10 protein-coding genes and 2 pseudogenes are annotated in these 12,899 nt (G+C 70.7%); 6 read left to right on the top strand and 6 right to left on the bottom strand.

The window, feature by feature from the left end:
- Positions 1 to 102: 102 nt before the first annotated feature.
- From OHA11_RS43730 to OHA11_RS43720, 3 genes and pseudogenes are all read right to left on the bottom strand, one after another.
- Positions 103 to 942 carry a thioesterase family protein gene (locus tag OHA11_RS43730; RefSeq protein WP_266506536.1) on the bottom strand — a complete coding sequence of 280 codons (840 nt, stop codon included), beginning with the start codon at positions 940 to 942 and terminating at the stop codon, positions 103 to 105.
- A gap of 102 nt (positions 943 to 1,044) precedes the next feature.
- Positions 1,045 to 2,127, bottom strand: coding sequence for a magnesium/cobalt transporter CorA (gene corA / locus OHA11_RS43725; RefSeq protein WP_266506534.1), 1,083 nt, complete (start codon positions 2,125 to 2,127; stop codon positions 1,045 to 1,047).
- A gap of 145 nt (positions 2,128 to 2,272) precedes the next feature.
- Positions 2,273 to 2,615: pseudogene (locus tag OHA11_RS43720) on the bottom strand (diaminopimelate decarboxylase); the annotation flags it as partial.
- On the opposite strand from OHA11_RS43720, the gene OHA11_RS43715 reads away from it, so the two are divergent.
- Entirely contained in the window at positions 2,590 to 2,850 is a 261-nt protein-coding gene (locus OHA11_RS43715) for a hypothetical protein (RefSeq protein WP_266507909.1), read from the top strand. The pseudogene OHA11_RS43720 and the gene OHA11_RS43715 sit on opposite strands and share 26 nt — an antisense overlap.
- Before the next feature lie 175 nt (positions 2,851 to 3,025).
- On the opposite strand, the gene OHA11_RS43710 is transcribed toward OHA11_RS43715, so the two are convergent.
- The gene (locus OHA11_RS43710) at positions 3,026 to 3,439 is read right to left on the bottom strand and encodes a VOC family protein (RefSeq protein WP_266506532.1); all 414 of its coding nucleotides are present in this window, start codon (positions 3,437 to 3,439) and stop codon (positions 3,026 to 3,028) included.
- A 258-nt stretch (positions 3,440 to 3,697) separates the two neighbouring features.
- Between OHA11_RS43710 and OHA11_RS43705 the strand changes: the two genes are divergently transcribed.
- Positions 3,698 to 5,740 carry an amino acid permease gene (locus OHA11_RS43705; protein ID WP_266506528.1) on the top strand — a complete coding sequence of 681 codons (2,043 nt, stop codon included), beginning with the start codon at positions 3,698 to 3,700 and terminating at the stop codon, positions 5,738 to 5,740.
- A gap of 164 nt (positions 5,741 to 5,904) precedes the next feature.
- Complete coding sequence (locus tag OHA11_RS43700) at positions 5,905 to 6,468, top strand: hypothetical protein (RefSeq protein ID WP_266506526.1); 564 nt, start codon at positions 5,905 to 5,907, stop codon at positions 6,466 to 6,468.
- A gap of 104 nt (positions 6,469 to 6,572) precedes the next feature.
- Here OHA11_RS43700 and OHA11_RS43695 read toward each other — a convergent pair whose 3' ends face one another.
- Positions 6,573 to 7,316: a class I SAM-dependent methyltransferase gene (locus OHA11_RS43695; protein WP_266506524.1), complete on the bottom strand. Its 744-nt coding sequence runs from the start codon at positions 7,314 to 7,316 to the stop codon at positions 6,573 to 6,575.
- A gap of 219 nt (positions 7,317 to 7,535) precedes the next feature.
- Between OHA11_RS43695 and OHA11_RS43690 the strand changes: the two genes are divergently transcribed.
- Positions 7,536 to 9,140: an alpha-amylase family glycosyl hydrolase gene (locus OHA11_RS43690; protein ID WP_266506522.1), complete on the top strand. Its 1,605-nt coding sequence runs from the start codon at positions 7,536 to 7,538 to the stop codon at positions 9,138 to 9,140.
- A gap of 32 nt (positions 9,141 to 9,172) precedes the next feature.
- On the opposite strand, the gene OHA11_RS43685 is transcribed toward OHA11_RS43690, so the two are convergent.
- Positions 9,173 to 10,360 carry a flavin-dependent monooxygenase gene (locus OHA11_RS43685; RefSeq protein WP_266506520.1) on the bottom strand — a complete coding sequence of 396 codons (1,188 nt, stop codon included), beginning with the start codon at positions 10,358 to 10,360 and terminating at the stop codon, positions 9,173 to 9,175.
- A 375-nt stretch (positions 10,361 to 10,735) separates the two neighbouring features.
- Here OHA11_RS43685 and rho point away from each other — a divergent pair, with 375 nt between their 5' ends.
- Positions 10,736 to 11,878 (top strand): transcription termination factor Rho, encoded by a 1,143-nt coding sequence (gene rho, locus OHA11_RS43680; RefSeq protein ID WP_266506518.1) that lies wholly within the window; start codon positions 10,736 to 10,738, stop codon positions 11,876 to 11,878.
- A 125-nt stretch (positions 11,879 to 12,003) separates the two neighbouring features.
- Positions 12,004 to 12,894, top strand: a pseudogene (locus OHA11_RS43675) (D-alanyl-D-alanine carboxypeptidase family protein); the annotation flags it as partial.
- Positions 12,895 to 12,899: the final 5 nt, after the last annotated feature.

The raw sequence follows: 12,899 nt of genomic DNA, 5'->3' as shown, positions 1-12,899 counted from the left end.
GGCGTTGCCGAGCGCGCTCGCTTCCGGCCTTGCGGCGGGCGCTGGTTCTGCGTGGAGCCCGGCCGCCCATGCGGGCGCTGGTTCGGGGTGGAGCCCGGACGTCTACGCGGGCGCCGGTGCGTCCCGTGCCGCGTCCTGGATCACGCGGGACTGGCGGGCCACGGCCAGCAGCCGGCCGTCGGCGGTGCGTACCTCGCTTTCGTCGATGGCCCAGCCTCCACCCGCCTGGTCCGTACGTATCCGGACCAGGGCCCAGCCTTCTACCGGGCCGGTGTCCAGCACGTCGGTGAAGTGGACGGTCAGCTCGGCGGTGGGTACGGGCCGCGGGGCGCGCCAGCGGGCGTACAGGGCGGGCGGCAGTACGTCGGTGAGGATCACGACCGCCTCGGCGTCCAGGGGCCGTCCGTCGGCGAACCGCACCCAGGCGACGAGTTCGGCCCTGTCGCCGCCGGCCAGCGGGCGGGTGTCGCCCGTGGCCCGTATCTCGAAGTTCCGCGCGAACGGCGCCACCCCCGACAGGTGGAGAGGGTCGCAGTCCTCCGGTCCGGCGACGGCCGTCGGGGGCCGTCCGTCGTACGAGGTTCCCGGTCGGCCCGCGCCGAACACCGCCGAGCCGATGAGGACCGCTCCCCCGTCCTGGCGGCCGGTGACGGCGCAGGTCGAGGCACGTCGGCGGACGGACGGCCGAACGACCGAGAGGTGGAGGGGACCGGCCGCCGCGGGAGCGAGGAAGTGCGCGGTCAGGGCGCGGATCGGGTGAGCCCTCCGGGGATCGGGATCGCGCATCGCCGCAAGGGTCAGGGCGGCCACGTATCCGCCGTGCGCCCCGCTCCACGACCACCAGGACTCGTCGACCTCGACGATGTCGACGTTCTCGGTGTCGGTCTCGGTGCCGATGCCAGTGTCGGCCACGGCATCCACCGCCGATGGTGCACCCCTCATGCGCGTCCCCTCATACGGCCCGCAAAACCCAGTGAGTTTGAAAAACAGACTCACCATAGCCGAGTAAGTAGGAAAACCAAACCCGCCAGCTGTCGACGGGGCTCAGAGCCAACCGTTGCGCCGGAAGCCCCGGTGGATGACGAAGCAGAGGGTCACGATGACGCCCAGGATCAGGGGATAGCCGTACGTCCAGCGCAGTTCGGGCATGTGGTCGAAGTTCATGCCGTAGACACCGCAGATCATGGTGGGGACGGCGACGATGGCGGCCCAGGCCGTGATCTTGCGCATGTCCTCGTTCTGGGCGACCGTGACCTGCGCGAGGTGGGCCTGGAGGATCGAGTCGAGCAGCATGTCGAAGGCTTTGATCTGCTCGGTGGCACGGGCGAGATGGTCGGCGACGTCGCGGAAGTACGGGTGGATCTCCGGGGAGACGACCGCCGGCGGCTCTTGGGCGAGGATCTGCAGGGGGCGGGCCAACGGGACCACGGCCCGCTTGAGTTCCAGGAGTTCCCGCTTGAGCTGGTAGATCTGGCCGGCGTCGCCGCGCGCGGTGCGCTCGTCGAAGACGCCGGTCTCGACATCCTCGATGTCGTTCTGGAAGGCGTCCGTGACCTCCAGGTAGTCGTCGACCACGTGGTCGACGATGGCGTGCAGAACCGCCGACGGACCCTTCGCGAGCTGGTCCGGCAGGCTCTCCAGCGCTTCGCGGAGCGGGCCCAGGGAGCCATGACTGCCGTGCCGGATGGTGATCACGAAGTCCCGGCCGATGAACACCATCAGCTCGCCGGTGTCCACCACCTCACTCGTCGCGGTGAGCTGCTCGTGCTCGACGTACCGCACCGTCTTGAAGACGGCGAACAGCGTGTCGTCGTACCGCTCCACCTTCGGCCGCTGATGGGCGTGCACGGCGTCCTCGACGGCCAGCGGATGGAGGCCGAAAAGCTCGGCGAGACCCGCGAACTCCTCCTCCGTAGGCTCGTGCAGTCCGATCCAGACGAAGCCGCCCCGGCCCTTGCGGGCCCGACGGACCGCCTCGTCGGGCGCCCAGTCGCCCGGCTGCCGTTCGCCGTCGCGGTAGACCACGCAGTTCTCCACCGCGCTGCCGAGCGGGGAACGGGCAGGATGGCTGAGGTCCACGGTGCGGCGGTAGGCGCGGCGCACCGCTCTGCTCAGGTTGCGGATCATGGGCACGGGCTGGGCTCCTTCGGTGACCGGGTCAGTGTGTCACCGAATTCCGTTCGCTCCGCGTATGGGTACCCGGGCCGCCGGCCGGGGTGAGCACCTCCGGTCGAGGCCGGGCATTCACTCGCCCGAGGTGAGTTCTCGCCGACAGGCCGACGTCCCGGCTGCGGATGTCCTCCAGAGACTCCCGGCGTACTAGGAGCCGGGCGTAGCCGCGGTCAACGACCACCACGGGCGGGCGTCCGACCAGGTCGTAGCCCGAGGCCATGGAGAGGTGACAGGCGCCCGCCACCGGTACGGCCAGCGGGTCACCGGGTGTACGTCGCCGGGCAACTGGACGTCCGAGGCGAGGATGTCGCCCGCCTCGTAGTACCGGCCGACCACGGTCACCGGGCCCGCTCCGCGGTGGAGTGGCGTCCGATCAGCCGGGGCGCGTACCGCACTCCGTACAGCGCGGGGCGCGGGTTGTCGCTCATCCCGCCGTCCACGGCCGGCCCGCGGCAGCGCGGTACGCGTCCGGTCGGCGGCAGCGCGGTACGCGTCCGGTCGGCGGCCCTGACCGGCTCGACCCCGGCGGTGGTATCGGCGGCGGGTCTCGGTGAGCCCGGCTCGCTCGACGGCGGCGCCGACATGCGCGGCGCGGGGGCGGCGAAGGCAGCCGGCAGGCGCCGCTCGGCGGACGGCAGGGCGCGGCCCTTCGGCGGCGAGGAGTCGACACTCGCTTGACGTGGTCTGGCCCGGCCGCTCCCGGCGGGCACCGGTTCAGGCGGGCACCGGTTCAGGCGGGCACCGGTTCAGGTCCCGCCGACCGTCGACTCGGCCGTCGAGTCGGCCATTGGGTCGGCTCGGGTCGGCGGGACCTGGGATGTGCGAGCGGGCCGGTTCTTCCGGGTGGGCTCGCTCAGCCCTGTGCCTCGCTGATGTTGACCATCCAGGAGATGCCGAACCGGTCCGAACACATGCCGAAGACGTCGCCCCACATCTGCTTGTCGAGCGGAACGATCACCGTGCCGCCGGCGGACAGCTTCTCCCAGTAGCCGCGCAGTTCGGTGTCGTCGTCACCGCTGAGGCTCACCGAGAAGTTGCCGCCCGGCGTGTAGTCCATGCCCGGCGGGGTGTCGGCGCCCATCAGGGTGAAACCGCTCGGGGTCTCCAGCATGCCGTGCATGATCTTGTCGGCTTCGGGGGTGCCCGACGCACCGGACTCCCCGAAAGTGTTGAGCGCCAGCGTGCCGCCGAAGACCTCCTTGTAGAACTCCATCGCCTGCCGGGCGTCGCCGTCGAAGCTGATGTACGGATTGAGGCGCGAGACCATGAAAACCTCCCAAGTTGGACCAAACGATCAGATTTGCGCAGACTAGCGCGGGCCACTGACAACGGCCCGTCGTGACTGATGGGGGCGCACGAAGCGCAGGTGAACCGTGAGGGCCGTGCCGGTCCGCGGGCGGGTGGCTGACGCCTGCCACGCCGCTTACGCCATTTGCACGTCTCCGGCGAAACCCTGAAGCTCTCTTGACACCCTGGCGGGCAGGGTTCCCCCGGTTCCGGCCGTCCGCGCGCCTACGCTCACGCCGTGTTCAACGTGACCGGTCTACTGAAACGCCTGGTGATCGGCCGGGCCAAGCGCAGTGAAGAGCTCCAGGAGACCCTGCTGCCCAAACGGCTCGCCCTGCCGATCTTCGCCTCCGACCCACTGTCGTCGGTGGCGTACGCGACGCAGGAGATCCTGCTCGTGCTCACCCTCGGCGGGCTGGCGTATCTGCACTTCACGCCGTGGATCGCGGCAGCGGTCGTGTCGCTGATGACGATCGTGGTGCTCTCGTACCGCCAGGTGGTGCACGCCTACCCGAGCGGCGGCGGCTCGTACGAGGTGGTCTCCACGAATCTCGGCCCGTCGGCCGGTCTCGTGGTCGCCGCCTCGCTGCTCGTCGACTATGTGATGACAGTGGCCGTGTCGGTCGCCTCGGGCGTCGACAACATCATCTCGGCGATCCCTGAACTGGCCGATTACCGCGTCCCGTTGGCGCTGGCCTTCGTGGCGATCCTGACCGCCATGAACCTGCGCGGAACCCGCGAGTCCGGGAATGCCTTCGCGGCGCCGACCTACCTGTTCATCGGCGGTGTACTGATCATGGTCGGGACCGGTCTGATCCGCTATCTGCTCGGCGACGCGCCGGTCGCCGAGAGCGCGAGGTACGGCGTGACGCCGGTGCCCGCGGACGCGCATCTCGCCGGGTTCGCACTGCTGATGCTGGTGCTGCGGGCCTTCTCGTCCGGCTGTACGGCGCTGACGGGTGTGGAGGCGATCTCCAACGGCGTACCGGCGTTCCGCAAACCCAAGTCGCAGAACGCGGCGGCCACGATGGTGGCCATGGGCGCCATCGCGATCGTCATGTTCGTCGGTGTCACGACGCTCGCGATCGTCTCCAAGGTGCGGATCACCGACGACTCCTGCCGTCTCACCGGCCTGGACGGCAACTGCGAGAGCTATACGCAGCGCACGGTCATCGCACAGATCGCGGCCGCCGTGTTCGGCGGCGAGAACAGCGTCGGCTTCTACTTCATCCAGGCGGCCACCGCGCTGGTGCTGATCCTCGCCGCGAACACCGCGTTCAACGGCTTCCCACTGCTCTCCTCGATCCTCGCCCAGCACCGCTATCTGCCGCGCCAACTCCACAACCGCGGCGACCGGCTCGCCTTCTCCAACGGCATCGTGGCCCTCGCCGTCGTCGCCGGTCTGTTGCTGTGGGGCTTCCAGGCGAACGTCACGAGCCTCATCCACCTCTACATCCTGGGCGTGTTCACCTCGTTCACCCTGTCGCAGACGGGCATGGTCCGGCACTGGAATCGCGAGCTGCGCGCCACGACCGACCCCGCACTGCGGCGCCGCCACCACTCCGCGCGCCTGGTCAACTCGCTGGGCGCGGTGGTGACCGGCCTGGTTCTGGTGATCGTGCTCGCCACGAAGTTCCTGGAGGGAGCGTGGCTGGCGGTGCTCGCCGCGATCGTGCTGTGGGTGATGATGCGGGGCATCCGCCGGCACTACGACGCCACCGCCGCGGAACTTGCCGTGACCGACCCGCACGAGGAACTCGCCCCGCCCTCAAGGGTGTTGGGCATCGTGCTGGTCTCGACAGTGCACAAGCCGACGCTGCGGGCACTGTCGTACGCGCGTGCCTTCCGGCCCGACCGGCTGGAGGCGCTGACGGTGTCGGTGGACCGCGACGAGGCCCTCGCACTGCGGGAGCGCTGGGAGGAGTACGGCATCGAGGTGCCCCTCAAGGTCATCGACTCGCCCTATCGCGAGGTGACTCGCCCGGTGGTCGAGTACGTGCGTTCGCTGCGCCGGGAGAGCCCGCGGGACGTCGTGGCGGTGTTCATCCCCGAGTACGTCGTCGGTCACTGGTGGGAGAACCTGCTGCACAACCAGTCCGCCCTCTGGCTGAAGAGCCGTCTGCTGTTCACGCCCGGTGTGATGGTCATCAGCGTTCCCTGGCAGCTGAGCTCCTCGGCTCACGCCGACCGCCCCGCTCCTCGGGCACCGGGCTCGGTCCGCCGGGGCGAGCCCGCCCACACCACGGGGGCGCGCGAGGACGGCCACCTGAGCCGACACTGAGCGGCATCCCCCTCCCGCGACCAGCGACCTACCGCGCACGGCCCACGACGGATGGTTGCAATCCGGACGGCCGCCGCATGACACGCGTCAATTTCGTCCGCCGGAAAGTCAGCGATGCATCAAGTCGCTCCCGCCGTGTGGCGTGCGTGCCTACCGTCGCCGCCATGTCTCGACGTATCGAGGGGCCCGCGTCAGGCCGTTCCCCCGACGTGCCGGCGTACGACGACGGCACATGGGTGCACGACCGCGCCTGGGCGGGTGAAGCGCGCTCGGCGGTGGGCTGTGCCGTGCTGATGCTGGGGCTGTTGCTGGTGTTCGACGTGGGATCGGGCCGCCTCACGTCGCTTCGGCTCCTGCTGTGGGCGGCGCTGGCCTTCGTCCTGTTCACCGTGCTGCTGCCCACCCGCGTGTCCGCGTGCGCGGGCACGCTCGTGTGCCAGGGCTTGCTCGGACAGCGGTCCGTGTGCACGGACCGTCTCGTGGCGGTGTCCCGCTCGGACGGCGTGGCCCAACGCCTCGTCCTGCGCGACGACTTCGGCGGGCGCGTCGAGTTCGATCCCCGGGTCCTGGTCGTCAATCCCGCGCTGTGGCGACTCCTGGACGAGGGCGCGCGGGCCTCGGCGGCGGACGGCTCACTCGTCTGCGGTACGGCGGAACTGCGGCGCCTGTCGGAACGGCTCGACCGGGAGACGGCACGGACGGTGTTCCGGATCTCCGGTCTCGAGTAGCTGCCCCAAGCGTCCCGGGTAACCCACGTGTCCCGGGTAACGCAAGTGTCCCAGGTGTCCCAGGTGTCCCAGGTATCCCAGGTGTCCCAGGTGTCCGGCAGGGGCTACCGTGCCCGTTCCCTCCCCCGCTTCGTCGCCACCACCATCCGGCAGCGGGGGCTGCCGTCACTCCTGCGCCCGAACTCGGGGAGGGCGTACAGCTCCACCGAGAAGCCCGCGCGGGCCAGCTCCCGTCGTACGTCGCCGAGGCGGAACTCCCGGTAGTACATGACGAATGGCGGACGCCACACCGCGTTCCGTGCGCGCATCGCCGCGTCGAAGCCGAGCAGGGCCCAGTAGCCGCGTGAACCGGGGCGGGCCGGGGCCACGATCGGGAAGGCGAACCGTCCGCCGGGCCGGAGCACCGAGTGGACCTGCGTGAACAGCCCGGGCAACTCCCTGGGCAGGAAGTGCCCGAACGCCCCGAAGCTCACCACCAGATCGAAGACGGGCCCGAACGGCAGGGCGCGCGCGTCCCCGCGCACCCACGCGGTCGGCGGTCCGCCGGGACGCGCCGCCCGTTCCCTGGCCACGGCGAGCATGCCCGCGCTGATGTCGACCCCGGTGACCCGTTCCTCGCACACCGTCCGCAGCACGTCCATGCCCGCGCCGGTGCCGCAGCACAGGTCGAGTCCGCTCTCGAACGGACCGATCCGCCCGAGCGCCCGCGCGACGGACCGCAGTACCGGGTCCGGCGTACGGAAGGGGGTGTGGTCGAACTTCGGCGCGAGCAGGTCGTAGCCGTGCTCGACGGAGGACAGTGCCTGTGCGGCGAGCTCGCGGAACGTGGGGCCTTGCGGGGTGAACATGGCTGTTCAGCGTAGGCGCTCCGCTGGGGTGCAGTGGTTCATCTGCGGTTCCGTTGTGGCTGGTCGCGCCCACGCGGCGGAGCCGCACAATGACACAGCCCCGCGCCCCTATGGGGCGCCCCCAGGCTCTGGCCATGGCGCGGCCTTCCCCGGCCCTCGCTCGCGCTGTCACCCTCGACAGTGTCGACATTCCGTCCAGGGAAAGGCTGTACTTGCCCTATGACCTCCTTTCGTCCCGCACCCGCCTGGCTGGCCGACGCCGTGTTCTATCAGATCTATCCGCAGTCGTTCGCGGACTCGAACGGCGACGGGATCGGTGACTTCGACGGCATCGCCGAGCGGCTCGACCATCTGGCCTGGCTCGGGGTGAACACGGTCTGGCTGAACCCGTGCTTCGTCTCGCCGTTCGGGGACGCCGGGTACGACGTCGCGGACTACCTGAACGTGGCGCCGCGCTACGGATCCAGCGACGATCTGGCGAAGCTCGTCGACCAGGCGGGCCGCCGCGGCATCCGCGTACTCCTCGACCTGGTCGCCGGGCACACCTCCGACGAGCACCCGTGGTTCAGGGCCTCGGCGAATGACCCGGACGACCACCGCTACATCTGGGCGCCGGAGGGCCGGGCGGAGGGCCGGCCAGGGGGCGTGCCGGAGGGCTTCGTGGCCTCGCCGGGCAGCCGGCCGGGCGCGTACCTGCCGAACTTCTTCGACTTCCAGCCCGCCCTCAACTTCGGCTACGCGCACGAGAGTCCGGCCGAGCCGTGGCGTCAGCCGGTGGACGCGGAAGGCCCGCGCGCCAACCGCGAGGCGCTGCGCACGATCATGAACCACTGGCTGAGCCTCGGCCTCGCCGGCTTCCGCGTCGACATGGCCTCGTCGCTCGTCAAGGACGACCCGGACAAGGCCGAGACCAGCAGGATCTGGACGGAGCTGCGCCACTGGCTGGACCGTACGCACCCGGACGCGGTGCTGCTCTCGGAGTGGGGCGACCCCGAGGTCTCGGTCCCGGCGGGGTTCCACGCGGACTTCTTCCTCCACTTCGGCGGCCCGGCCGACGGCCTGGCGCTGCGCTCGCTGTGGAGCAACGGCACCGGCACCGTCCATGACGACTGGGACCCGCTCGACTGCTTCTTCGACCCGAGCGGCAAGGGCTCGCCCCGCCCCTTCGTCGAGGCCTGGCAGCGGGCCTCGTCCGTCCTGGGCGGCGGCTTCATCTCCCTGCCCACCGCCAACCACGACTTCTCCCGCCTCAACTGCGGCCCGCGTACGGCCGAACAGCTCCCCGCCGCCTTCGCGTTCCAGCTCACCTGGCCCACCCTCCCCGCCATCTACTACGGCGACGAGATCGGCATGCGCTACATCCCGGACCTCCCCGACACCGAGGGCAGCGTGCTCGGCCCGCGCTACAACCGCGCGGGTTCCCGCACGCCCATGCAGTGGGACGACAGCCCGAACGCGGGCTTCTCCACGTCCAGCCACCCCTACCTCCCGGTCGACCCCGCCCCCGACCGCCCCACGGTCGCCGCCCAGCGCGCCGACGACACGTCCCTCCTCCATCTCGTACGCCGTCTCATCGCCCTCCGGACGACGACCCCGGAACTCGGCCAGGGCGGCGGGGTGGAGGTTCTGCACGCCGGATACCCGTTCGTGTACGTACGCGGCGGACGGTATCTCGTGGTCGTCAACCCCCAGCGGGAACAGGCGAGTTACCGCCTCGACGGCATCCTGCCCGGCCAAGCCCTGGAAGCGTCAGACGTCCGAACTGACGGCGACACGGTCACGGCACAGGGCTTCGGGTACGGGATCTTCGACGTGAGCGGGTAGCCGGGGCGGGGCGGTAAGCCTCTCGGCGACCGTCACAGGAACGGGGTGCCGGGGTCGACTCCCGACAGGACACGGCCGTAGATCTCCAAGTTGGTGGCCGGGTTGACGAAGGAGTGCAGGGACAGGGCGTGGATGTCGCGGGCGATGCGCTGCATGGGCACCTCCTGCTGGAGCGAGGAGGCACCGGCGGCGGAGGCGAGCAGATCGACGGCTTCTTTGCAGAGACGGGTCAGATAGCCGCTCTCGGCCCGGATCCTGGCCCGCTCGGGCAGGCTGTACGGGGAGCCGTCGCGGGCCTTGGTCTCGATCTCGGCGGTCAGCCGGGCGGCCACCAGCTCGGCGCTGGAGATCCTCATCTGCGCCTCGGCCGCCTGGAGATGGGTGACGGTGGCCTCGTTCTGCCGCTCGTAGAAGGTGTACGTGATGCCGCGCCGGTGGATGCGCTCGCCGAACTCCGCCATCGCCGCCCGCGCCAGGCCCAGTGCCGCCGGGGCCGCCCAGGCGCAGAAGAGCAGCAGTACGGGCATGCGGTAGAAGGGGTCGTCCGCGTTGGCCTTCGACGGGGTCCGGCCGGCGAGCATCGGACCGACCGGAAGCACTCGATGTGCGGGAACGGGAATGTCCCGGGCCACGACGGTGTTACTGCCAGTACCGGCGAGACCTGTGACATGCCAGTCGTCCAGGATCTCCAGCTCGGACATCGGTATCGCTGCCCACACCATCTCGGGCGCCCCTTCGGGGGACGACCCGTCGGCGAGCGTTACCGCTGCTGTCAGCAGATGCCACTCCGCGTGATGACAGCCGCTCGCGAAAGCCGAGGCGCCGGTCACCCGATAGCCCCCGTCGTACGGCACCGCCGTGGCGCCGGGGACGAGCGTGCCGCCGAACCTCGCGTCCGGGCCGCTCGGGCCGGTGAAGAAGTCGTCCTGCGCCTCGTCGGGAAAGAGCGCCGCGATGTACGAGACCCCCGCCTGACTCAGTGTCATCCACGCCGTGGAGGCGCACTCGACGGCGATCTCCGCGAAGGCGTCGACCTGCGTGCGCAGCGGAGTCTGGTAACCGCCGTAGCGCCGCGGGACGTTCATCCGGTGGATGCCGGTGCCGGTCAGCGCGGCGACGACCTCGTCGGGCACGCGCCGTTCCCGCTCGGCCCGAAGCGCGTTCCGCCGGATCAACGGCCGTAGTGCCCTTACGCGTTCGACGATCCCGGCATCGACCATGCCGAACACCGTGGCGCGAGGCATCTCCCGTGTCAACGCCTCAGAATGCGGACGGTCGAGCGCCGCCGGAGGGAGTAGTGCTACAGTGCCACCAGCACATGTGTACGCCCCTCTCTCGGGCGCCGGTGCTGAATCTCTCTCATCCAGCTGAACCGCCCGTCCGTTCCGACCGGCGAAACAGCTTCTCCGCACCACCTCTCTTCGTACGGGTACGGCCGCGGGCCTTCCCATCCGTCGTATGCCGTTCGCGGCGCAGCACGGTACGAGAGGTGATGTCTTCCGCCGTGCCGGGGTGTGTCCAAACCGCCCCTGATCCGGCCTCTCCCCTCCCCCTCCCTCATGACCCCATGAACCGTCCGCGAAAGGACACCCACCATGACCACCACACTTGAACGCCCGCCCACTCCCGTCACACAGGAGCAGGCCACCGGCGTACTCGACATCACCTCGAACGGGCAGGGCCACCTGCGCGCCGAGAGCCTGCTTCCCGGGCCCGCAGACCTTCTGGTCTCCGCCGCGCTGATCCGCCGACACGGACTGCGCAAGGGCGACCTCGTCGAAGGCGTACGCGGCAAGCAGCGAGCCCTCACCGAGGTCCAGCGGGTCAACGGCCTACCGGCAGCTGAACTGCGTGGCCGCCCGCACTTCCATGACCTGACCCCGCTGCACCCGCGTGAGCGGCTGCGGCTCGAACACCCGGCGGGCGGTGCGACCTCCCGTCTGATCGACCTGGTCGCGCCGATCGGCAAGGGCCAGCGCGGCCTGATCGTCGCCCCGCCCAAGACCGGCAAGACGGTGCTGCTCCAGCAGCTGGCCGCCGCCGTCGCCGGCAACCACCCCGAGGCCCATCTGATGGTGGTGCTCCTCGACGAGCGGCCCGAGGAGGTCACCGACATGCGCCGTTCCGTACGGGGCGAGGTGTTCGCCTCCACCTTCGACCAGGCTCCCAAGCAGCACATCGCGCTCGCCGAGCTGGCCGTGGAGCGCGCCAAGCGGCTGGTCGAGGCCGGCCAGGACGTCGTGATCCTCCTCGACTCGCTCACCCGGCTGTGCCGGGCGCACAACAACGCAGCCGGCGCCGGTGGCCGCACGCTCAGCGGCGGTGTCGACGCGGCCGCACTGCAGGGGCCCAAGCGGTTCTTCGGAGCCGCGCGCCTCACCGAGGAGCGCGGTTCGCTCACGATCATCGCCACGGCCCTCGTGGAGACCGGCTCCCGCGCCGACGACTACTACTTCGAGGAGCTCAAGAGCACCGGCAACATGGAGCTCCGCCTGGACCGCACGCTCGCGTCCCGCCGGATCTACCCCGCCGTCGACATCACCCCGTCCGGCACACGCCGCGAGGAACTCCTCGTCCCGGCCGCCGAGTTGACAGCCGTACGAGGCCTGCGGCGCGCACTGCTCTCCCGCGGGGACGCGCAGGCCGGACTGGAGACCCTCCTGGACAAGCTGCGCCGGACCCCGGACAACGCGACGTTCCTGAGGCAGGTCCAGCCGACCGTGCCCGCGGGCCAGTAGACGTGGACCTCCCGGGACCCTCTCGGACCGGGCAGGTCCAGGGCCACTGCGGCATCCGGGTGCTCGATGCCGCCGCCCGGCCCGGGCAGCCGGGGATCTGACCTGGGCGTTCCTAGGTTTGTGGTATGACAATCGGATTCCCTTCCCGTGTGGCCGTCAGCTGCTCCGCCGCCTGCGTGGTGGGCGCGCTGGCCTTCGCGCCGAAGCCGGCCGCCGCCCACGACGGAGCCGTCCCGGCCACTCCCCACGTCTCCGCGTCGAGCCCCGCCACCGCACGGCCTTCGGCACTCGACCGGCCCGGTACACAGGTACGGCCCCGGGCCGGGGCGCCCAAGCTGCCGCAGGACGTCTCCGCACGGTCGTGGCTGGTGGCCGACGCCGAGACCGGCGAGGTACTCGCGGCACGCAACGCGCATCTCAGGCTGCCGCCCGCCAGCACGTTGAAGACCCTCTTCGCGGTGACCGTGCTGCCGGTACTGCCCGCGGCGGTCCGGCACACCGTCACGGAGAAGGACCTGGCGGGCGTCGGCGACGGCAGCAGTCGGGTCGGAGTCGCCGCCGGGCGTACCTACCGCGCCTCCGATCTGTGGCGGGGCGTCTTCCTCAACTCCGGGAACGACGCCGTGCACGTACTGGCCGAGATGAACGGCGGCTGGCGCAGCACGGCCGCCCAGATGCAGGACAAGGCCCGGTCCCTGGGCGCCCGCGACACGCGGGTCGTCTCGCCCGACGGGTACGACATGCCCGGTCAGGTGTCGTCCGCGTTCGACCTGGCCGTCTTCGGGCGGGCCGGGCTGCGCAACGCGGACTTCGCGCGGTACGCCCGCACCGTCCGCGCGACGTTCCCGGCCGGCCGCTGGTCGTACGAGATCCAGAACACCAACCGGCTCCTGTCCGGCGCCGACGGGGTCGAGCCCTATCGGGGGCTCGTCGGCATCAAGAACGGCTACACCTCCCAGGCGGGCAACACGCTCGTCGCCGCCGCGCGCCGGGGCGGGCGCACCCTCGTCGTCACGGTGAT

This window comes from Streptomyces sp. NBC_00878 (assembly GCF_026341515.1).
Lineage (GTDB): Bacteria > Actinomycetota > Actinomycetes > Streptomycetales > Streptomycetaceae > Streptomyces.
Note: the sequence above shows the minus strand (reverse complement) of the source record. Positions and strands in the feature narration are given on the sequence as shown.